Annotated in this window: 19 protein-coding genes; 9 read left to right on the forward strand and 10 right to left on the reverse strand. The window is 66.8% G+C overall.

The genetic code is table 11. The annotated features are described in order from the left end of the window. Nucleotides 1-25 precede the first annotated feature (25 nt). The gene (locus DVK03_RS04490; RefSeq protein WP_004064290.1) at nt 26-451 is read right to left on the reverse strand and encodes a DUF371 domain-containing protein; all 426 of its coding nucleotides are present in this window, start codon (nt 449-451) and stop codon (nt 26-28) included. A gap of 299 nt (nt 452-750) precedes the next feature. On the opposite strand from DVK03_RS04490, the gene DVK03_RS04495 reads away from it, so the two are divergent. From DVK03_RS04495 to DVK03_RS04505, 3 genes are all read left to right on the forward strand, one after another. After that, nucleotides 751-1,674 (forward strand): coiled-coil protein, encoded by a 924-nt coding sequence (locus DVK03_RS04495; protein WP_004064289.1) that lies wholly within the window; start codon nt 751-753, stop codon nt 1,672-1,674. Between the two features lie 90 nt (nt 1,675-1,764). Then, the gene (gene sppA / locus DVK03_RS04500; RefSeq protein ID WP_115802321.1) at nt 1,765-2,766 is read left to right on the forward strand and encodes a signal peptide peptidase SppA; all 1,002 of its coding nucleotides are present in this window, start codon (nt 1,765-1,767) and stop codon (nt 2,764-2,766) included. Between the two features lie 43 nt (nt 2,767-2,809). Further along, nucleotides 2,810-3,946, forward strand: coding sequence for a DUF373 family protein (locus tag DVK03_RS04505; protein WP_115802322.1), 1,137 nt, complete (start codon nt 2,810-2,812; stop codon nt 3,944-3,946). A gap of 35 nt (nt 3,947-3,981) precedes the next feature. Here the strand turns inward: DVK03_RS04505 and DVK03_RS04510 are convergent, their stop codons facing one another. Next, nucleotides 3,982-4,173, reverse strand: a complete 192-nt coding sequence (locus DVK03_RS04510; RefSeq protein ID WP_004044054.1) for a hypothetical protein — start codon at nt 4,171-4,173, stop codon at nt 3,982-3,984. Between the two features lie 88 nt (nt 4,174-4,261). After that, nucleotides 4,262-5,044 carry an aldo/keto reductase gene (locus DVK03_RS04515; protein ID WP_115802720.1) on the reverse strand — a complete coding sequence of 261 codons (783 nt, stop codon included), beginning with the start codon at nt 5,042-5,044 and terminating at the stop codon, nt 4,262-4,264. A gap of 236 nt (nt 5,045-5,280) precedes the next feature. Between DVK03_RS04515 and DVK03_RS04520 the strand changes: the two genes are divergently transcribed. Further along, on the forward strand, nt 5,281-5,478 hold the full coding sequence (locus DVK03_RS04520) for a hypothetical protein (RefSeq protein ID WP_013035477.1): 198 nt from the start codon (nt 5,281-5,283) through the stop codon (nt 5,476-5,478). A gap of 205 nt (nt 5,479-5,683) precedes the next feature. On the opposite strand, the gene DVK03_RS04525 is transcribed toward DVK03_RS04520, so the two are convergent. Together DVK03_RS04525 and DVK03_RS04530 are read right to left on the reverse strand one after the other, a co-directional pair. After that, a complete protein-coding gene (locus DVK03_RS04525) occupies nt 5,684-6,547 on the reverse strand; it encodes a 2-oxoacid:ferredoxin oxidoreductase subunit beta (protein ID WP_004044051.1) in 864 nt (287 codons plus the stop codon). Next, nucleotides 6,544-8,304, reverse strand: coding sequence for a 2-oxoacid:acceptor oxidoreductase subunit alpha (locus DVK03_RS04530; protein WP_115802323.1), 1,761 nt, complete (start codon nt 8,302-8,304; stop codon nt 6,544-6,546). Before DVK03_RS04530 ends, DVK03_RS04525 begins: the two co-directional genes overlap by 4 nt. A 306-nt stretch (nt 8,305-8,610) precedes the next feature. Between DVK03_RS04530 and DVK03_RS04535 the strand changes: the two genes are divergently transcribed. Further along, complete coding sequence (locus DVK03_RS04535; protein ID WP_115802324.1) at nt 8,611-9,255, forward strand: FAD-dependent oxidoreductase; 645 nt, start codon at nt 8,611-8,613, stop codon at nt 9,253-9,255. Between the two features lie 52 nt (nt 9,256-9,307). Here DVK03_RS04535 and DVK03_RS04540 read toward each other — a convergent pair whose 3' ends face one another. Genes DVK03_RS04540 through DVK03_RS04550 form a run of 3 tightly spaced genes read right to left on the reverse strand, consistent with a single transcriptional unit; the run spans nt 9,308 to nt 12,895 of the window. Beyond that, nucleotides 9,308-10,129, reverse strand: a complete 822-nt coding sequence (locus DVK03_RS04540) for an ABC transporter permease (RefSeq protein WP_115802325.1) — start codon at nt 10,127-10,129, stop codon at nt 9,308-9,310. Continuing rightward, nucleotides 10,126-10,977, reverse strand: a complete 852-nt coding sequence (locus tag DVK03_RS04545; protein WP_115802326.1) for an ABC transporter ATP-binding protein — start codon at nt 10,975-10,977, stop codon at nt 10,126-10,128. Before DVK03_RS04545 ends, DVK03_RS04540 begins: the two co-directional genes overlap by 4 nt. Next, on the reverse strand, nt 10,970-12,895 hold the full coding sequence (locus tag DVK03_RS04550; protein ID WP_115802327.1) for a NosD domain-containing protein: 1,926 nt from the start codon (nt 12,893-12,895) through the stop codon (nt 10,970-10,972). The genes DVK03_RS04545 and DVK03_RS04550 overlap by 8 nt, the downstream gene beginning before the upstream one ends. A gap of 222 nt (nt 12,896-13,117) precedes the next feature. On the opposite strand from DVK03_RS04550, the gene DVK03_RS04555 reads away from it, so the two are divergent. Together DVK03_RS04555 and acs are read left to right on the forward strand one after the other, a co-directional pair. Continuing rightward, nucleotides 13,118-14,818: a methylmalonyl-CoA mutase gene (locus DVK03_RS04555; RefSeq protein WP_004064281.1), complete on the forward strand. Its 1,701-nt coding sequence runs from the start codon at nt 13,118-13,120 to the stop codon at nt 14,816-14,818. Between the two features lie 186 nt (nt 14,819-15,004). Then, a complete protein-coding gene (acs, locus tag DVK03_RS04560; RefSeq protein WP_115802328.1) occupies nt 15,005-16,993 on the forward strand; it encodes an acetate--CoA ligase in 1,989 nt (662 codons plus the stop codon). A gap of 29 nt (nt 16,994-17,022) precedes the next feature. On the opposite strand, the gene DVK03_RS04565 is transcribed toward acs, so the two are convergent. Next, complete coding sequence (locus tag DVK03_RS04565) at nt 17,023-17,268, reverse strand: hypothetical protein (protein WP_004044043.1); 246 nt, start codon at nt 17,266-17,268, stop codon at nt 17,023-17,025. Nucleotides 17,269-17,444: 176 nt separating this feature from the next. Here DVK03_RS04565 and DVK03_RS04570 point away from each other — a divergent pair, with 176 nt between their 5' ends. Next, complete coding sequence (locus DVK03_RS04570; protein ID WP_006600532.1) at nt 17,445-19,067, forward strand: long-chain-fatty-acid--CoA ligase; 1,623 nt, start codon at nt 17,445-17,447, stop codon at nt 19,065-19,067. 83 nt (nt 19,068-19,150) lie between these two features. Here DVK03_RS04570 and DVK03_RS04575 read toward each other — a convergent pair whose 3' ends face one another. Then, nucleotides 19,151-19,759: a Tat pathway signal protein gene (locus tag DVK03_RS04575; protein WP_115802329.1), complete on the reverse strand. Its 609-nt coding sequence runs from the start codon at nt 19,757-19,759 to the stop codon at nt 19,151-19,153. A gap of 561 nt (nt 19,760-20,320) precedes the next feature. Between DVK03_RS04575 and DVK03_RS04585 the strand changes: the two genes are divergently transcribed. Further along, nucleotides 20,321-21,649 (forward strand): substrate-binding protein, encoded by a 1,329-nt coding sequence (locus DVK03_RS04585; RefSeq protein WP_199505983.1) that lies wholly within the window; start codon nt 20,321-20,323, stop codon nt 21,647-21,649. Nucleotides 21,650-21,696 lie beyond the last annotated feature (47 nt).

Here is a 21,696-nt window from a genome sequence, read left to right on the forward strand (position 1 = left end):
CGACTCCTCGGCCGATTGCGCCGAGTTACTCGACTTCGATAGTGACGGTCAGTTCCGCCCCGTCGGCGAGCGCCGAGACGAGGTCGCGGTCGAAGCCCGCCGCGGCGTGAGCCGCGTCGACCGCGCCGGTTCGGTCGTCCACGTAGTCGCTCGTGCGGAAGACGATGCTGCGGTCGCCCTCGAACGTGAGGTCCGGGTGTCCGCGGGCGTGGACGGCCTGCTCGTGGGTTTCGTCGCCTGCGTCCACGCGGACGTGCACGTCGATAGCCGCGTCGCGGGACTGGCAGGCCTCGACGAACGCCGGGTCGAAGTCGGCGGGCGTGCGGTCGGCCTCGACGCCGATGATACAGTCGCCCGCGGGGGTGAGCCAGTCGTCCGTCGTCACCTCGAAGGTGCTCGCGTGTTCGGCGCGTACGTGTTCGTGGCCGCGTGCGCGAATGACCTCTCTCATGACGTGGCATCCGACCCGACTCGGTTTAGCCCCCACGATTCACATCCCATTTATATACGCCTTTGGCAACGACTAACATGGTGAATACGGTCGATATGAGCGGTGTGGTAACTGTTTTCACCCGAATTCCCACCGAAGTATTTATTAACTGGTCGCTTGTATGTGTATGTACCTGAGCGCCTCCGGCGTTCCGGCGGCATCGCACGCAGAATGATCGGGAATTCTTATCCACGGTCGGTCGCACTCCCACGAGCAGCCGCCACGCACGGAGTGGTGATGGTATCGAGGATTGATTACGCATGGTAACGAAGCAGGAAGTACTTAGCGAGTTCGACGTGCAGGAACTCGACGAGGCACGAAACATCGATCTCCCAGACGAAAAGCTCGAGAGCGGCTCGAAAGGCGAACTCATCAAACTCGCCGGTCAACTCCGTGACCGCCGCAATGAACTAAACCAGATGGCTTCCGAGCGCGCGTCCAAGCGCGACGACCTCAACGCGAAGACTCGCGAGAAGGTCGACGAAGCCCAGAAGCACCGCGAGAAGCGCGACGAGATGAACTCGCAGGTGCAGGAACACAAGCAGAGCCGCAACGAGCTCAACGCGAAGGCCAACGAGCTCTTCGACGAGGTCGACGAGATGAAAAGCGACCTCGAGCTCGACGACGGCAAGGACATCGACGAGCTCAAAGAGGAGATCGAGCAACTCGAGTTCCGCCAGCAGACCGAAGTCCTCTCGACCGAAGACGAGCGCGAGCTCATCGAGAAAATCGAGAACAAGCGCGAAGAGCTTCGCCAGAAAAAGGACAAGGTCGAAGAGAGCGGTGACCTCGAAGAACTCATCGAAGAGGCAGAAGAGGTCCGCTCCGAGGCGTCCCAGCACCACCAGAAGGTGACCGAGCTGGCCGACGACGCCCAGGAACACCACAACCAGATGATCGAGGCCTACCGCGAGGCCGACGACATCCGCGACAAGGCCGACGAGATGCACGAGCTCTTCGTCGAAGCCCAGGAAGCGGCCGACCGTCACCACGAGGACTTCGTCCGCGTCCAGAAGCGCCTCCGCGAGCTGGACAAGAAGGAAGAGCGCCAGCGCAAGGACTCCCGCGCCGAGGAGCGCGAGGCCGCCAAGGCCGAGGCCGAGGAAATCTACCAGAAGTTCAAGGAAGGCGAGACCCTCGAGACCGAGGACCTGATGAAGCTCCAGAAGTCCGGGCTGCTCTAAACTTCGGTCACTTTCTCTCTCTTCGTCGCGCTTGCGACGTGTCATTTTTATGCCGTTCGAAGCCCGAGCGACAGCCATGAGTGATTCACCGTGACCGACAGTTTCACGCGCGTCTACCGGCTGGCTATCGTGGTCGTTCTCGCCGTCGTCGGGGCGGCGGTCGGCTGGATTCTGTTCTACCGCGTCCCCGACACGCTCGCGGACCTCGCGGGACTCCTCCTGTTCATCGGGACGGTCGTCGCCGCGCTCCGCGTCGGCGGCAGGCTCGCCGCCTCGGCGTTCCCCGACTACGACGTGGCCGAAGTCGCCGTCGAAGGACCGATTTCCCGCGACGGCGGCGGCGGTCCGGTTCCGGGTCGCGGCGGCGGGACGCCCGCCGACGACATCGTCAAGCAGGTCGACGCCGCGGCCGACGACGACAGCGTCGACGCGCTGCTGGTCAAACTGAACACGCCCGGCGGCGAGGTGTTGCCGAGCGACGATATCCGCCGGGCCGTTGCCGACTTCGACGGGCCGACGGTCGCCTACGCCACGGACACCTGCGCCTCGGGCGGCTACTGGATTGCCAGCGGCTGCGACGAACTGTGGTCCCACGACGTGAGCGTCGTCGGCTCCATCGGCGTCATCGGCTCGTCGGTCAACGCCTCGGAGCTGGCCGACAAGGTCGGGCTCTCCTACGAGCGGTTCGCCGCGGGGAAGTACAAGGACGCCGGGATGGCCCTGAAAGAGCCGACCGAGGACGAACGCGAGTACCTCCAGGGGCTCATCGACGACTACTACGACGACTTCGTCGAGCGCGTGGCCGAGGGCCGCGACATGGACCCGCAGGTCGTCCGCGACACCGAAGCCCGCGTCTACCTCGGTGAGGAGGCCCACGAACTCGGCTTGGTCGACTCGCTGGGGAGCCGCGACGACGTGGAAGACCGACTCGCCGAACGCCTCGGCCGCGACGAGGTGTCGGTGCGGGAGTTCACCCCCGAGGTCGGCCTCACCGACCGGCTCCGCGGCGGCGTCGAAGGGGCGGCGTACGCCTTCGGCGCGGGACTCGCCTCGTCGGTCGACCCCGACGACGGCTTCTCGTTTCGGTTCTGACGACTGGGAGGCTTTTTAGCCCGCGCCCCCGTTCGTCTTCCACGTGACAACGCTCGTCCTCTGTGTCGACCGGGCGAACGACATCGGCCGCAAGACCGGGCTCTCGACGCCCGTCGTCGGCTGGGAAGCGGTCCGGTCGCTCGTCACCGACGTGGGGCTCTCGGACCCCGAGGATTCGAGCGTCAACTGCCTTCTCGCGGCGCTGCGGACGACCCGCGAGCTCAGAGACGAGCGCGAGGACGCCGAAATCGCGGTCATCTCGGGGACGAGCGACAGCGCCGTCGGAGCCGACCGCGCCGTCGCGCGACAGCTCGACGACCTCGCCGAGCAGTTCGACGTCGAGTCCGCCGTCGTCGTCGTCGACAGCGCGGAAGACGAGCGGCTCGTCCCGGTCGTCGAAAGCAGGTTCCGGGTCGACGCGGTCGACCGCGTGGTCGTCCGGCAGGCCCACGACATCGAGTCGACGTACTACCTGCTCAAGCAGTTCCTCGGCGACGAGGAGCTTCGCTCGACGGTACTCGTCCCGCTCGGCGTCGGCCTGCTTCTCGTCCCGTTGCTGCTCGTCCAGTTCAGCCCCGAGGTCGCCATGGCCGGGCTCGCCGCCCTGATGGGCGCGGTGCTGCTCTACAAGGGACTGGCCATCGACGAGGTCCTCTCGGACGCCCCGGACCAGATTCGCGACGCCCTCTACTCCGGGCAGGTGTCGGTCGTCACCTACGCGGTCGCGGCCGGGCTGGCCATCGTCGGGCTGTTCCTCGGCGCGCTCGCCATTCGGTCCCCCGGCGTCGGCGGGGGAGAGGAGGTGCTCGTCCCGTCGCTCCTGTTCGTCTACCACAGCGCGCCGTGGCTGGCGCTCGCCGCGCTGACCGCGAGTGCGGGCCGCCTCTTGGACGAACTCATCGGGAGCGAGCGCGTCTCCACGTCGTACATGAACCTCCCGTTCGGCGTCGTCGCCATCGGGCTCGTCGTCCGCGGGTTCGCCGGGTTCCTCCTCGAACGACAGGGCGAGCTAGCGAACCTCGAACTGCTCGGGCGACTCGCGCTCACGCCGGTCCAGCGGCTGGCGATGTTCATCGTCGCCGGCGTCGTCGTGAGCGTCGTGGGCGTCCGCGTCTCCGCGAGCGTCTCGGACGAGACCCTGGAGGACGTCGTCGACACGCCCAGAGAAAACGAGAGCTGAGGATTTCTGTCCCGTGTTTTCGTGTCGTCCCCTCGTTAGTTCGACGCCCGGTACTCGCCGTGTTTGACGCCGATGGCGAGACAGAGTGCCCCGAAGACGAGCATCGACGGCGTCACCATCATCAGGACCGTACTCGTCGCCATCGCGCCCATCCCGACGAGGGCCGCGGTTCCGACGACGACGAGCGCGACGAGCAACGCGACTGTCTTGGGGAGGTCGAACTCCATGGGATTCTGTCGGGACTCGTTCGACAAATCCGTTGCGGCTCCGGGCGACGAATCGAGAGTCGAACCGGGAACAGGCGGGTTCGGTCGCTTACCAGGGCGCGAAGTCGGGGTCGACGCGGCGGTCTTCGACGTCGATGGCGTCGATGGCGGCCACGTCCTCGTCGTCGAGTTGGAGCGCGAGCGACTCCCAGTTGTCGCGGATGTGGACCTCGCCCGTCGCTTTCGGAATCGCGGTGACGCCCTTCTCGCGGAGCCACGCCAGAGACACCTGCGCCTCGCTCGCGTCGTGTTTCTCCGCGATGTCGGACAGCACGTCGACGTCGAAGACCTCCCCGCGGGCGAGCGGCGAGTACGCGACGATTTCGATGTCCTCCTCGGCGCAGACCTCGCGGAGTTCCTCCTGCTGGAAGAGCGGATGCATCTCGATTTGGTTGGCGAAGACGCCGGACTCGGACAGTTCGACGGCCTCGCGGACCTGTTCGGGCTCGAAGTTGGAGATGCCGACGCGCTCGGTCAGCCCTCGCTCGACGAGTTCGTCGAAGGCCGCGAGCGTCTCTTCGGCGTCGTACTCGCGGGACGGCCAGTGGACGTACAGGAGGTCGACGTAGTCGACGGCGAGCTTTTCGAGGCTCGCTTCGGTGCTCTCGATGACGTCGTCGTGGGACAGTTCGTCGGCCCACACCTTCGTCGCGAGGAACACCTCGTCGCGGTCGACGTCGGCGGCGGCGATGCCCTCACCGACCTCCGCCTCGTTCCCGTACGCTTGGGCGGTGTCGATGTGCCGGTAGCCCATCTCCAGCGCCGTCTGCACCGCGTTGCGACACTCGTCGGCGTTCGTGTTCTGCCACGTCCCGAGCCCGAGCATCGGCATCCCGTTCGCTCGCGGTGCGTCGTCTGCTGAAGCGAGGTTCTCCGTCATGGCTGATTCAAGGGCCGCGAGTTGAAAAGACGTTCCGGAAGGGCGGGCGAATTTCCGGCTTTCACGGCCTGAGGGTGTGTCACACGGGGTCTCAGACGCTCGTCACCCGATGCCGCTCGACGCCACCCGACGCTCGGCGGCGGATAGTTTATGTGTCATGTGATAGCATATCTGACTGGTGGTCAGGAATGTCGTCCGCATCAGAGCCGTTGACAGAAGAGAACACGAACGCGTTCGCACACCGTATCGCGGGTGACTCGCTCGTCTACGAGTGTCCCAACTGCGAGTTCGGTGAGGTGTTGGTGACGGAGCTCATCGAATCCGACGACGCGCGGTGTCTCGACTGCGGGACGCGCTACCGGCTCAACATCGAGACGGTGGCGTAAGAGCGGGTCGTCGGGAGACTCGGTGGCGGGTCGGTCGCCCGGACCTCCGTGGTCCCGCTCGGACCGACTCGGTCAGTCGACTCTTTTCGGCGGTGAAGCGTTCGCGGCGCTCGCGGGCCTATCGAGCAGTCGGAGACGGTCGAAAGAACGGTCGAAGTTCGGTGAGCGGTCGGCGCGGCGTCAACCGCGAGTTCGGCGGTCGTCGTTAGTAGAACTCGCGGACGAGGTCCATCGCGTCGTCGGGCGCGCCCGACGGGATGTCCGACATATCCTGGTCGACGCCGAACTTCTCCTCGTAGGAGACGGAGCTTTCGTCCTTGTAGATGATGCCCTCGTACTCCTTCGACGAGTCGAGAATCTTCTCTTTGGCCGCGTCGTAGTCGGTCGGGTCGTGGTCGGTGTCCGCGAGGTCGACGAGGTTGTCGCGGAAGTAGTCGTAGGTGTCCACGTCGTTGAACGTGACACAGGGACTGAACACGTTCACGAAGCCGAAGCCGTCGTGTTCGATGGCCTCCTGGACGATTTCCGCGTGGCGCTTGTGGTCCGTCGCGAACGACTGCGCGATGAACGTGCCGCCGGCGGCCAGCGACAGCGCGAGCGGGTTGACCGGGGGCTGCTGGGGCCCTTCGGGGGTCGTCGAAGTCTCGAAGTCCTCGCGCGAGGTCGGCGAGGCCTGCCCCTTGGTGAGACCGTAGATGCGGTTGTCCATGACGGTGTAGGCCATGTCCACGTTGCGGCGGACGGCGTGGATGAAGTGGCCCGCGCCGATGGAGTAGCCGTCACCGTCGCCGCCGGCGGCGACGACGGTCAGGTCGGGGTTCGCCAGCTTGACGCCGGCGGCGACCGGGAGCGAGCGCCCGTGGACGCCGTGGATGGCGTACGAGTGCATGTACGTCCCGATTTTCCCGGAACAGCCGATACCGGCGACCATGAACGTGTTGTCGGGGTCGGTGCCGGAGTTGGCGAGGGCTTTCATGATGCCGTTCATCGTCCCGAAGTCCCCACAGCCGGGACACCAGGTCGGTTGTTTGTCTGACTTGAAGTCGGTGAAGCGGACGTTTGAGCTCATGCTGAAACCTCCTCTGCGTCGAGGGTGGCTTTGATTTCGTCTGCGAGTTCGTCCGCCTTGAAGCGGACGCCGTCGTATTTGTTAATGCGCTTGACACGGGTCAATGTGTCGTGCTCGACGACGTTGGCGAACTGCCCCGTCGCGTTACACTCGACGACGATGACCTCGTCGGCCGCCTCGATTTCCTCGGTGAGGTCCGGCCGCGGGAACATGTACGGGACCGACAGGAAGCGCACGTCGATGCCGTCCTCTTCGAGGAAGTCGAGCGCCTCGACGAGCGCGCCCTCGTTGGAGCCCCACGAGAGGATGAGCGTGTCCGAATCGGCGTCACCGAACTCGCGCGGCGAGAAGTCCTCGGTCTGCTTTGCGGTCTCGACCTTCCGGTCGCGCTTGTCGACCTGCTCGACGCGCATCGACCGGTCTTCGGTCCGTCGACCGAGTTCGTCGTGTTCGAGGCCGGTCGACATGTGCGCGCCCTGCTCCGTGCCGGGGAACGCGCGCGGGCTGACGCCGTCGTCGGTGAGCGCGTGCGGCTGGAAGCGACCTTCCTCGTCGAGCCACTCGTCGATGGAGTCGTCGTCGACGACCTTGCCGCGGTCGATTTCGACTTCGTCCATGTCGAACGTCTCGGGGGAGAACGTCTGTTCCGTGACCGCCATCGCCAGGTCGGCGGCGACGTACACCGGGACCTGGTACTTCTCGGCGAAGTTGAACGCTTCGACGGTCTTCCAGAAGCACTCGTCGATGCTCGTCGGCGCGACGACGAAGCGCGGAATCTCGCCGTGGCCGCCGTACAGCATCATGTTGAGGTCGCCCTGTTCCTGCTTGGTCGGCATCCCCGTCGAGGGGCCCGAGCGCATCACGTCGACGATGACGAGCGGCGTCTCGGAGGTGGCGACGAGACCGAACGTCTCGGTCATCAGGTCGATACCCGGACCGGACGTGGCGGTCATCGACCGCGCGCCGGCGCGCGCCGCACCGAGCGCGAGGTTGATGGCCGCGAGCTCGTCTTCCGCCTGCACGACGTGGCCGCCGTAGCGTTCGATGCGGCCGGTGAGGTACTCCATCACGTCGGTCGCGGGCGTGATGGGGTAGCCGGCGTAGAAGCGACAGCCGGCGGCGATGGCGCCCATGCCGATGGCCTGGTCGCCGTTGATGAGCACGTAGTCCTCGTCGGTCGTCTCGAGGTCGTAGTCGAACTCGTGGTCGTACTCGTCGTGGACGTATTCGAGGCCCGCGCGGGCCGCCTTCTTGTTGTTCTCGACGATGGCCTCGCCCTTCCCGCCGAAGCGCTTCTGGAGCGCGCTGTCGAGGTTCTCGATGGGGAAGTCAGCGACGGCGCACGCCGCGCCGAGCGCGACGACGTTGCGCATGATAGCGCCGCCCGCCTCCTCGGCGAGCGCCTTGAGGGGGATGTCCAGCCCGATCATTCCCTCGGGGATTTCGACGTCCGCCATGGTGGAGCGGTCGCCGTCGTAGATGATGACGGAGCCCTCGTGCAACTCGTCGAGGTTCTCGTCGATTGTTCGTTGTGTGAGCGCGATGAGCACGTCGAGTCTGTCGACGACGCTCTGCACGGGGTCGATGGCAGTCCGAACCTTGTACGCGGTGTATCCGCCCCGGATTCGCGAAGCGAAATCCTTAGACGTGAACACGTGGCGTCCGGCCCGGGAGAGTGCCTGAGCGAAAATCTTCCCCGTGGAGTCTATGCCATCGCCAGCCTCGCCGCCGATGGCCCAGTTGAAGTCCGCAGGCATGCTGGGTGAAATCTACCCATAGCCGGGTCAAAAGCCTTCTGAAAATTGGTGTTAAACGATGGTACTGATAATAAATGAAAATTTGACGAGTGAGTTCTGTGAGTGCCTAAAATAGGCCGACCTGCGGACTAATATGCGAATTGTGGGAATAGAACCGACCAAATGTCTAATTGAGGTGTGTTTCACCATCTCGTGGCAATTATCTCCGGTTCACACTATGTGCACGGTCGGCACGGTTCGAGCCTGACTCCGGCGCGCACGTCCGGGAAGGCAAGGCCCTTGTGAGCCTGCGACCAACCCGGTCGCATGGACGCAATCGTCACCGTCGCCGCGGCCCGCGACGTCGGTCCCGGAACGGTCGCCATCGAGTTCGAGACGCCCGGCGGCTTCGAGGCCGAGCCGGGCCAGTTCGTCAAGCTCTCCGCCGAGGTCGACGGCGAGTCGTACGCGCGGTTCTACACGCTCTCGTCGCCCGGCGTCGGCGACACGTTCGAAGTGACCGTCGGCATCGACCCCGAGGAGGCAGGGCCGTTCAGCCAGCACCTCGACTCGCTCGCCGCCGGCGACGACGTCGAGATTTCCGGGCCGTTCGGCCGGAGCTACTACGACGGCGAGTCGCGCGTGGTCGTCCTCGCGGGCGGCCCCGGCGTCGGCCCCGCGGTCGGCATCGCCGAGGCCGCGGTCGCCGACGGCAACGAGGCCGCCGTGGTCTATCTCGACGACGCGCCCGCCCACGAGGAACGGCTCTCCGCGCTCCGCGACGACGGTGCGAGCGTCGTCGTCACCGGCGACGAGTCCGACCTCGCAGACGCCGTCGCCGACGCGCTCACCGGCGACGAGGGCGAACAGCTGTTCGTCTACGGCTTCGCCGACTTCGTCTCGCGCGCGACCGACGCCGTCGAGGCCGCCGGCGGCGACGCCGACGCCGCGAAGGTCGAGAACTTCGGGTAACCGCTTCGCGCGCGCTGCCTGCGCCGTCCGCGGGCTCGCGCCGCCCGGAACACTATTCTACCGGCCGCCACGCCGTCAGCACCGCGACCGCGAGCGCGACGACGACCCAGCCGACGAGCCCCGCGAGCGCCGCGGCCGGCGACCCGCCCCCGCCGGTCTCGATGGCGACGCCGAGGACGAGCGACCGAAACGCGCCGTTCGGGCTCACCGCGAGCGCGAGCGGCACCGCGTCGATGCCGAGGGTCCCCGAGGCAAGCCCGGCGACGGCGGCGGCGTCGACGCCGACGACGAAGGCGACGACCAGGCCGACGGCGAGCGCGATCGCCTGTCGGGCGGTCCGCGCGGCGGCCGAGACGGCCAGCGCGACGGCCGCGACCGCGAGGGCGAACAGCACCGCGAGGACGGCAAACCGGAAGAACGCGACCGGCGAGTCGGCGGCCTCGTTCAGCGCGAGAAACGTCGGGTCCGGCGGCGAGAGCACCGGGACGGTCGCCCCCGCGGCGAGGAGCGACCCGAAGACGACGACCACGAGCGCGAGTCCGCGGCCGAGGTAGACGCCGCCGACGTAGGCCGGGCGAGACACGTCGAACGTCCTTAGCACGTCGAGTTCGCCCGACTCGCGGTCCGAGAGCACCGCCCGGTAACAGAGCGCGACGGCGAGAAGCGGAACGAGCGCCTCCACGAACGGGACCAAATCCAGCACCAGCGGGACGTAGCCGCCGCGCGCGCCCGACCCCGCGGCCGCGACCGCGACGACCGTCAGCCCGAAGACGACCGACAGCGCGACGACAGCCGGAGTCCTGACGACCGTGCGGAGCTCCCGGGCCGCGATGGCGAACAGGTCGCTGACGCCGCCGGAGCCGGCGTCGCTCATCTCCCCGTCACCCCCTCGGTCGCCACGAGGTCACCGAAGGCGGTCTGGAGGTCGGCCGCGCCGACGGATTCGACCACCGCCTGCGGGTCGCCGTCGGCGACGAACCGCCCGCCGTCGAGGACGACCACGCGGTCGGCGGTCCGCTCGACGGGACCGAGGTTGTGCGACGAGAGGACGACCGCGACGCCCGCGTCGGCGAGGTCGGAGACGATGTCGAACAGTCGCTCGACCATGCCGGGGTCGAGGCCGCTTGCCGGCTCGTCGAGGACGACCACGGCCGGGCCCCCGACGAGCGCCCGCCCGAGACCGAGGAGGCGCGTCATCCCGCCGGAGAGCGCTCCCACTCGGCGGTCCGCGGCGTCCACGAGGCCGACGCGCTCCAGCACGCCGGCCACGTCCACGTCCTCGTCCACGAACTGCGCGTAGAAGTCGAGCGTGTCGGCCGCGGAGAAGCCGGCGCGGAAGCCGGGCTGTTGCGGGAGGTAGCCCACGCGGGCGCGTCCGCCGTCGGCATCGGCCGAAGCCACGGCGACGGTCCCCTCGTCGGGCGCGCGAACGCGCGCGAGAAACCGCAGGAGCGTGGACTTCCCCGAGCCGTTGGGGCCGACGAGCGCGACGATTTCGCCGGGCGCGACCGACAGCGAGACGCCGTCGAGGACGCCCACGTCTCCGAAGGCGTGACTGAGGTCGGTCGCGGCGATAGCCGGCCCGTTCGAGGCCGAGACGGCTGCTTCGCCCGTCGATTCGTCGGAGTCTGTCTCGGCAGTCTCGGCGGTCGCCGCGGGGTCGGGACTCGGCATCGTGGTGGGGTCGTCAGTCGTCGGGGGTGTCTGGTCGCGGTCAGTCATCGGTCTCCTCCGTCGCGTTCAGGGCGGCGAGCGTCTCCGGTCGAACCGGCTCGGTTCGGGGCGCGGCGTCGACCACGCCGGACCCGCGGAGGCCGGACACCGCGTCGCGGGCGCGGCGGAGCGCGCGCATCGCGGGGGACTCCGAGAGCGCGAGCGCGCCGGGTTCGCGGCCGAGTTCGGCGTCGACCGGCCCGGAGGGCTGGTACGCCCGGTCGTAGACCCCGTCGGCGTCGGCGTCTTCGAGCGGGAGGTCGCCCCAGTAGTTGCCCTCGCCGCCGGCGGTCCACGTCCGCATCGGGCCGAGCGACGACTCGACGCGCACGTCGTTGTCGACGATGTCGTTTCGGACGACGACGTTCGTCGGGAACGTCGAACTCCCGCGGACGCCGACGCCGTTGCCGGCGACGACGTTTCCGACGTACACCTGCCGGTCGCCGCTCACGTCCATGCCGTAGTCGTTGCCGGCGAAGACGTTGTCCGCGACGTAGGTGTCGCTGCCGGCGGGCATGAACCCGAACTCCGACTCGCGCACGTCGTTTCCGACCACGAGGTTGCCGACGGGCCGGGTCATGAGGACGACGCCGATGCGGTCCCCGCGGACGACGTTGCCGGCGACGAGCGCCTCGGAGGTGTACATCTGGTGGACGCCGTAGCGACCGTCTTCCATGCGGTTGTCGCGGACGACGCTCCCGTCGGCGCGGTGGGTGTAGACGCCGTCGCGGCCGTCGATGAACGTCGAGTCCTGCACGACCGCCCGCTCGCCGATGAGGACGACGCCCATGAAGCCGTCGGAGGGTTCGTCGGCCCCGCGGACGGTCACGCCGTCGACGACGCTGTCGGCGCTCTCGCGGGCGATGATGCCGCTCGCGGGCGTGTCGATTTCGACGCCGTGGACCGCCGACTCGTTCGCGCCGTCGAGGACGACGCCGGCGTCGCCGCGGCCGTAGGCGAGTTCGACGCGCGTGTCCCAGTCGACGGATTCGTTGCTGGCGCGGACTCGTCGCGTCCCCACCCCGCCGACGCCGGCGATTGCGAGGTTCCCGACCGCGCTCCGGTCGGCGCGGAGGTGGACGACGCTGCCGTTGCCGTCGCCGACGAGTCGGGTGTCGCGTCCGGCACCGCGGAGCGTCACCGAGCGGTTCAGGTCGACCGCGTCGACCGAGTAGGTGCCCGCGGGGACGTAGACGGTCGTGTTCGCGGGGGCCGCCGTGACCGCCGCCTCGACGGTCGGCGCGTCCTCGCCGACGACGGTCGAGACGGGTCTGTCGAACAGCGCATCACTCGCAGCGGTGGTCCCGTTCGCCCACTCGTGGTGGGCGGCGACCGACGACTCGAAGGCGGCGAGGCGGGACGAAAGCGGGTCGCCGGCGCGGTCGCGGAGCGTCGCCCAATCGACGACCTCGCCGCCGTGGGCGTCCGCGAACGAGCGGGCCGCGTCGGCGTCGGAAAACGGGACCGCAATCGGGCCGGAGGGGACCCGCGCGCCCGAGTCGACGACGAACGACGCCTCGGACGCCTTCGTCCAGTCGGGGTTGCGGTTGTGTTCGGTTCGGAGGTAGCCGTCGCCGTCGAGGTCGGGCGAGACGGTCGCGTAGTCGGTGACGAACACCGCGAGCGGGTCACCGAACTGACGGGCGCTCTCGGGCGTGGACACGTCGGCGGCGGCCGTCCGTACGTCGTAGTAGCCGATGACGTAGCGGTACCGCGAGAAGTGGACCTGCGCGAGCGGGACCTCGAACCCCTCGACCTCGGCCGTGCGAACGTCGACCGACGTGCCGCCGGTCTTGACCGTGTCGTCGAAGGCGACCGGCGAGACGGACCCGGAGGCGGGGACGACAAAGGAGACGCTCGCGAGGACGAAGACGAGCGCCGTCGCGGCGGCGACCCAGCGGGTCGTCTCGGGCGTGAGAAGCGCCATCGGTCAGCGCCCGACTCCGACGGGCTCGGGGACTGCGGCGGGCCGAGCCGCCGCGTCGGGGAATCCCGCATCTGTCGCGCAGCCGTGCATAGCCGGTGCTAAGCGGTCCGGGGGTGATATGTGCGATGGTCTGTGCGTCGAAGCCCCGGGGCCGAGGGCGAACCGCTTTCGGGGCCGACTTCGACCCGAATCCTTAATCATCATCCATACGGATTGGTGGACATGTACGACGAGGACGATTTAGCGTCCATCCGCGAGGCGCGCGACGAGTGGGAATCGGAGACCCGCGACCCCTTCGTGGAGAAGGGCGGCGAGCGCAAAGACCGATTCGCCACCGTCTCGAACCACGAGGTAGACGACCTCTACACGCCCGCCGACGTGGCCGACCTCGACTACGAGTCGGACCTCGGCTTCCCCGGCGAGTCCCCGTACACGCGCGGGGTGTACCCCACGATGTACCGCGGGCGGACGTGGACGATGCGGCAGTTCGCCGGCTTCGGCACGGCCACGGAGACCAACGAGCGCTTCCACTACCTCATCGAGAACGGCCAGACCGGCCTCTCGACGGCGTTCGACATGCCCTCGCTCATGGGCAAGGACTCCGACGACCCGCTTTCGGACGGCGAGGTCGGCAAGGAGGGCGTCGCGGTCGACACCCTCCGCGACATGGAGGTGCTGTTCGACGGCATCGACATCGGCGAGGTGACGACCTCCTTCACCATCAACCCCTCCGCGCCGGTCGTCTTCGCCATGTACGTCGCGCTCGCGGACAACCGCGGCGTCCCCCGCGACCGAATCGGCGGCACCTTCCAGAACGACATGCTCAAGGAGTTCATCGCGCAGAAAGAGTGGGTAATTCCGCCGGAACCGTCGCTCAAACTCGTCACCGACACCGTCGAGTTCGCCGCCGAGGAGACCCCGCGCATCCGGCCCATCTCGGTGTCGGGCTACCACATCCGCGAGGCCGGGTCGACGGCGGTACAGGAACTCGCCTTCACCCTCGCTGACGGCTTCGCCTACGTCGAAGACGCGGTCGACCGCGGCCTCGACGTGGACGAGTTCGCCCCTCAGCTATCGTTTTTCTTCAACTCCCACAACTCCATCTTCGAGGAGGTGGCGAAGTTCCGCGCCGCCCGCCGCATCTACCACGACGTGATGTCGGAGTGGTACGACGCCGAGGACGAGCGCTCGACGCAGTTGAAGTTCCACACCCAGACCGCGGGGCAGTCGCTGACGGCCCAACAGCCGCTCAACAACGTCGTGCGCGTGACGATACAGGCGCTCGCGGGCGTCCTCGGCGGCACGCAGTCGCTCCACACCAACAGCTTCGACGAGGCGCTGGCGCTCCCTTCGGAGGAGGCCGTCACCGTCGCGCTCCGCACCCAGCAGATAATCGCCGAGGAGTCCGGCGCGGCCGACGTCATCGACCCCCTCGGCGGGAGCTTCTTCGTGGAGTCGCTGACCGACGAAATCGAGGCCGAGGCGATGGCCTACATCGAGGAGATTCGGGAGATGGGCGACGGCTCCGTCCGCGACGGCGTCCTCGCCGGCATCGACGAGGGCTACTACCACCGCGAGATTAGCGAGGCGTCCTACGAGTACCAGTCGCGGGTCGAAGACGGCGAGGAAATCGTCGTCGGCGTCAACAAGTACGACACCGAGGAGGACACCCGTCCCGACCTGCTCCACGTCGAAGACGAGGTACAGGACCGACAGCTCGCGCGCCTCGAATCCGTGAAGGACGACCGCGACGACGAGGCGGTCGATGCCGCGCTCTCAGAGCTCCGCGAGACGGTCCGCGACGGCGGCAACGTCATGCCGGTGCTCGTCGACGCCGTCAAGGAGTACGTCACGATGGGCGAAATCATGGACGTGTTCGCCGAGGAGTACGGAACGTACCGCGAGTCCATCGGCGTGATGTGAGGGTCGTCGACGCGGCCACCTCCCCCCGAAACGTCGGGGATGACATGAACGTTCGCTGACTGGAACGCGCGCCGGAGACGCGCGTAACCGACCGACAGCCCGGCGACCGCCCGTGCCGAAGTTCCCCACGCGGACGACTGGACTACATAGATTTATCATGGAGGATTGGTGTAGTTAGCACGTACTATGGCAGACGGTGACACCGAACTGGAGGCACGGCTGGTCGAGCAGGAGGAGTTCGAACCCTCCGAGGAGTTCGTCGCGCAGGCGAACGTCTCCGACCCGGCCGTCTACGACGAGTTCGAGGAGAACTGGCCCGACTGTTGGGAGCGGGCCGCCGAGATGCTCGACTGGGACGAGGAGTACGACGAGGTGCTGGACGATTCGAACCCGCCGTTCTACGAGTGGTTCACCGGCGGCAAGCTCAACGTCTCGTACAACTGCGTGGACCGTCACGTCGAAAACGGGGACAAGAACCGCGTCGCCATCAAGTGGGAGGGCGAACACGGCGAGACGCGGACCTATACCTATCAGGACCTCTACCGCGAGGTGAACGAGTTCGCGGCGGCCCTGCGCGACCTCGGCGTCGAGGAAGACGACGTGGTCACGCTCTACATGCCGATGATTCCGGAACTGCCAATCGCCATGCTGGCCTGCGCCCGCATCGGTGCGCCGCACTCGGTCGTCTTCGGCGGCTTCTCGGCCGACGCGCTGGCGACGCGGATGAACTCCGCGGACTCCCGCTTCCTCGTCACCTGCGACGGCTACTACCGCCGCGGCGACCCGCTCGACCACCTCGACAAGGCCAACGAGGGCCTCGACGGCGTCGACCACGGCGTCGACGCGACGGTCGTCGTCGACCGCCTCGGCGACGACGGCTTCGGCCACGACCTGAAGGGCAACCAGCACGACTGGGACGACCTCCTCGACGAGCACGCCGGCGAGCGCATCGACCCCGTCGAACGCGACGCCGAGGACATGCTGTTCCTCATGTACACCTCGGGGACGACGGGCCAGCCGAAGGGGGTCAAACACACCACCGGCGGCTACCTCGCGTACGCCGCGTGGACCTCCCACGCGGTCCTCGACATCGAGAAGGAAGACACCTACTGGTGTTCGGCCGACATCGGCTGGATTACGGGCCACTCGTACATCGTCTACGGGCCGCTCGCGCTCGGCACGACGACGGTGATGTACGAGGGGACGCCCGACTTCCCCAACCGCGACCGCCTGTGGGACATCATCGAGAAGTACGCGGTCGACATCTTCTACACCGCGCCGACGGCGATTCGCGCGTTCATGAAGTGGGGCAGCCGGTTCCCCGAACAGCACGACCTGTCGAGCCTCCGCCTGCTCGGGACGGTCGGGGAACCCATCAACCCGCGCGCGTGGAAGTGGTACTACAAGCACATCGGTGACGAGGACTGCCCGGTGGTAGACACGTGGTGGCAGACCGAGACCGGCGGGATGATGATTACGACGCTCCCGGGAATCAAGAAGATGAAACCCGGCTCCGCCGGGCCGCCGCTGCCGGGCATCGACGCCCAAATCGTGGACACGAGCGGGAAACAGGTCGACGCCGGCCGGGCGGGCTATCTCACGGTGAACAAGCCGTGGCCCGGCATGCTCCGGACGCTCTACAAGAACGACGAGCGCTTCATTCAGGAGTACTGGCAGGAGTACTCCGACACCGACAGCGACGACCCCGACGACTGGGTCTACTTCCCCGAGGACGGCGCGAAAATCGACGGCGACGACTATATCACCATCCTCGGGCGCGTGGACGACGTCATCAACGTCTCGGGCCATCGCCTCGGGACGATGGAAATCGAGTCGGCCATCGTCGGCGTCGAGGGCGTCGCGGAGGCGGCGGTCGTCGGCGGCAACCACGAGGTGAAAGGCGAGGCCGTATACGCCTACGTCATCACCGAGGAGGGCCAGGACGAAGACGACGAGATGCGGGGGCGCATCATCGAGGGCGTCGAGGACGCCATCGGCCCCATCGCTCGCCCCGAGATGGTCGTGTTCACGCCGGAACTGCCGAAGACGCGGTCTGGCAAGATTATGCGTCGGCTCCTCGAAGAGATTGCGAACGGCGAGGAACTCGGTGACACGACGACGCTTCGGAACCCCGAAGTCGTCGAGTCGATTCAGCGGCAGGTCGAAAGCGAGTAACCGCCGGTTCCGCCGCCGTCGGCCCTGCTCTATCGCGGATTTTCTTCCAACCACGCCGACAGCGACGACTCGTCGCGGAAGTAGCGCCGCTCGCGGACGCCGTCGCGTTCGACCACGGCGAGGAGATGCTTCTCGGAGAGCCGAATCTGCTCGCCGCTGTACGTACACGGTTCGATTCGCTCGTCGCCCGGCCGCCACAGCCGATGGGGGACGACGCGGACGATGGTCTCGTCCCGGCCCGTCGGCGAGCGTCCGGTGTAGTCCGAAAGTGCCATACGCGCGCTACGAACTCCACGAATAAGGTATTTTCCTGCATAGTTTGTGTAGTAATATAGTCTCCCGCGGCCCGAGTCGTGGGCTATTGTCACTCGGTGTGCGAATTGTTCTCAACGATGCGCACCGCGGTAGCAGCCCGCACATTTATTTTGAACGTTAGTGAAGGATACCGCGTATGAAGAAACCACTCCTGGTGACGGAGTTCCTCGACCGCGCGCGGCGGTACTACGGGGACGAGGAGGCGGTCGTGGCGACGACCGGCGAGCGCTTTACCTACGACGAACTCGGGGAGCGCGCCGACGGCTTCTCGGCGGCGCTCCAGTCCCGCGGCGTCGAGAAGGGCGACCGTGTCGCGGTGCTCGACCCCAACACGCACTACCACCTCGAAGCCGCCTACGGGTCGATGCAGTTGGGTGCGGTCCACATGCCGCTGAACTACCGGCTCGTCCCCGCGGACTTCGAGTACGTGCTGAACGACGCGGGCGTGACGGCCGTCTACGCCGACTACGCCTTCGCCGAGAAGATAGACGCGGTCCGCGACGAGATTCCCGCTGAGATTTTCGTCACGAACGACCCCGAGAAGGCCGCCGAATCGACCGACGGGGAGTGGCTCGACTTCGACGAACTGGTCGCGGAGTCGACCGACTACGAGCGCCCAGAGATGGACGAAGACGACATCATCACCATCAACTACACGTCGGGGACGACCGGCGACCCGAAAGGCGTCTGCCGCACTCATCGCGCCGAGACGATTCACGCCTACCTCATCTCGATGCATCAGGACATCGCGGACGACGACGTGTATCTCTGGACGCTCCCGATGTTCCACGTCAACGGCTGGGGCCACATCTACGCGATTACCGGCCACGGCGCGAAGCACGTCTGCACCCGCGGGGTGGAGGCTGAGGCCGTGTTGGACGCCATCCGCGACGAGGACGTGTCGTATCTCTGCGCCGCCCCGACGGTGCTGAACATCCTGATGAAACACTACCGCGAGGAGGGGGGCGTCGAGACGACCGGCGCGAGCCCCGTCCGGGCGGCGACCGCGGGCGCGGCCCCGCCGGAGGCGACGATTCGGACCGTCGAAGACGAGTTCGGCTGGCGGCTCATGCACGTCTACGGGGCCACCGAGACCGGCCCGCTCATCACGACCTCGGAGGCCGGGCGCTACCTGACGGACGGCGACGACCGCTTCGGCGTGAAGAAGAAACAGGGCATCGGCTACCTCGGCACCGACGTTCGCGTCGTCGACGAGGACGGAAACGACGTGCCGAGAGACGAGCAGTCCGTCGGCGAAATCGTCGTCGCGGGCAACCAGGTGATGGAGAAGTACTGGAACAAACCCGAGGAGACCGAGGAGGCCTTCTCGGCGCGGCTGGAGGGCTACTACCACATGGGCGACCTCGCGGTCGTCGACGAGAACGGCTTCATCAGCATTCAGGACCGCAAGAAGGACATCATCATCTCCGGCGGCGAGAACATCTCCAGCATCGAACTGGAGGACACGCTGTTCGACCACGACGAGGTCGCAGACGTGGCGGTCATCCCCGTCCCGTCCGACGAGTGGGGCGAGTCGCCGAAGGCGTTCGTCGTGCCGACGAGCGGCGACCCCGACGCGCCGGGCGTCACCGCCGAGGCGCTCATCGCGTTCTGTCGGGAGCGCATCGCGACGTACAAAGTGCCGAAGGAAGTCGAGTTCGTCACCGAACTGCCGAAGACCGCGACCGGGAAGATTCAGAAGTACGAACTGCGCGAACGCGAGTGGGAAGACGAAGGGCGGATGGTGGGAGAAGGATAGCAACGACCGCGTTAAGCTCGCGTTTCGGCCGGTAGCAGGCTCCTAACCGCGGCCGCGGCGTCTCGTTTCGAGGAGGGGACGGTTCAGCGGTCGTTGCAGGGGCAGTCGAGGCCGAGCGACCCGGGGTCGTTGTTGAACGCGTCGAGGGTGTCTTTGAGCGGCTCGCCGTCGACCATGTCGCCGCCGACGGAGACGTACCAGCTCTTTTGCTTGCCGCCGTTCGACCACGCGGAGTTACCGAGCCAGTTTCCGGCCATGTTTTTGACCTCTTCGATGGTGTAGCCCGCGTAGTCGCCGTACTGGATGGTCGCGCCGTCGCTCGTGCAGCCCGGGTCGTCGCCCGGTCTGTTCCGGAGGTTGAGGACGATTGCGAGGTAGTGTTTCGCCATGATGTTCGCCTTGTCGCCCTTCGTGGGCGCGACGAGGAACTCGCGCCACTCGTCGTGGGTCATCGTGACGCCGCGGAGGGCGTAGTTCGTGTCACCGTTCGGACCGAGGACCGCCCAGTTGTCGGTGGGACTGCTGTAATCCGGGTTGTTCGCCCAGTAGCCGGGTGTCTTGGGACACATGGTCGCCGCCACCGAGCCGGAAACCGCGGGGATGCCGATACCGATGCCGAGCGCCGACATCGCGCCGAGTCGGAGCACGGAGCGCCGAGTCGGTCTGAATCCGTCGTTCGTGTCGTCTGTCATAGTGGTGCCACGGGCGTGGCTGCATCGGTGTTCGCGCGTTCCGGGGTTAGTTATAAATCGAACATTCACGACGGTACGAGATTAACTGGTCAACGAACGCGCGGAAACGGCGCTGAAACGGCGCTATCCGGGGATATATATCTAGTATTCTGATAGTTGTCGGCCGGCCGTTCGCGCCGCTCACGTCGGTGCCGACGCGGTGAGATTGGTGCGGCGTGCGTCGCGACGAGACGGACTGCACGGCGGACTCGTCGCTCTCGATGCCTGACGGGGCGAACGACTGTGCGGGGCGAGTCCGACACCGGCCCGTATTTTGCGCCAGTGACACGTCCCGCGACGCGGAGTGGGCACTGCGGGAGCCGACCGCCGGTCGGGACGACGGACACCTTATATCATGTTGTAGAGCCCACCAATCTATAATGATTGATTACACAGATATTAGGGAATCAATACATAACTATTATTAACGATGTATCCGCCGATGTGTCTATGGCACGGGATAGCAAGCCGCTCAATAGGCGAGATGTGTTGAAGGCGACTGGTGCTGTCGGAACCGCTGGCTTGGCAGGGCTGGCGGGGTGTACCGGCGGTGGCGACGGCGGCGGCGGTGATGGTGGCGGCGGTAGCGACGGCGGCGGCGGTGATGGTGGCGGCGGTGGCGACGACTACCCGGCGTTGGGCAACTTCCCCATCGAGGGCGACACGGCCACGTTCGGATTCAACGTCCCGCAGTCGGGACCGTACGCCTCGGAGGGTGAAGACGAGCTTCGAGCCTATCAGCTCGCGGTGAAGCACCTCAACGAGGGCGGCGGTTGGGTCGACTCGCAGTTCGACGACCTCTCCGGCGACGGCGTGCTCGGCTACACCATCGACCACGTGGACGGGGACACGGCCACGGACGCGGACCAGGCGCGACAGTCCGCCTCGGGGATGATTCAGCGCGACGACGCGATTATGATTTCGGGCGGCTCGTCCTCGGCGGTCGCCATCGCGGTCCAAGGGCTGTGTCAAAACGAGAAAGTCATGTTCATGTGCTGTCTGACGCACTCGAACGACACCACCGGAAAGGACTGCGTCCGCTACTCCTTCCGGGAGATGTTCAACGCCTACATGACCGGACAGGCGCTCGCGCCGGTCGTCCGCGACGCCTACGGCGAGGGTTTGCAGTTTTATCAGCTCTACGCCGATTACAGCTGGGGCCAGACCCAGCAGGCGTCGATGGAGCAGTTCATGACCGACGTGGCCGGCTGGGAGCAGGTGGAGTCGGTCGCGACCCCGCTCGGCACCTCCGACTACTCGACGTACCTCTCGGAGGCCCAGAGCTCGGGCGCGGACGTGCTCATCTTGAACCACTACGGGCTCGACGGCGCGAACTCCATGCAGCAGGCCATCGACGCCGGCATCGACGAGGACATGGAAATCATCGTTCCGCTGTACAACCGCCCGATGGCGGAGGCGGCCGGCGGCGCGATAGAGGGCATCTACGGCACCGTCGCGTGGGACTCGCAGATAGATAACACGCCGTCGCAGGAGTTCACGCAGGCGTTCCGTGACGAGTACGACCGGACGCCCTCGGGCCCCGCGCAGTTGGCGTACGCACAGACGCTCCAGTACGCCGCCGCCGTCGAGCGCGCGGGCACCTTCTACCCGCCGGAGGTCATCAGGCAGCTCGAAGACTACGAGTACGACAACATCGGCATGGGCGCGGAGACGATGCGCGGCTGCGACCACCAGGCACAGCGCGACGTGCCGGTCGTCCAGGGGCTTCCCGGCTCCGAACAGAGCGAGGGGACGTACTTCAACATCGTCAACATCACCAGCCGCGACGACCTCGGCTACGCGTGCGACGCCGGACCAGCGGCCGAGTGTGAACTCGGGTCCTACGAGTAGCCACTCTCCCCACCGTTATCTTAATGAAAGTTAATCGCAGACAACCA

The organism is Haloferax sp. Atlit-109R, from assembly GCF_003665865.1.
Lineage (GTDB): Archaea > Halobacteriota > Halobacteria > Halobacteriales > Haloferacaceae > Haloferax > Haloferax volcanii.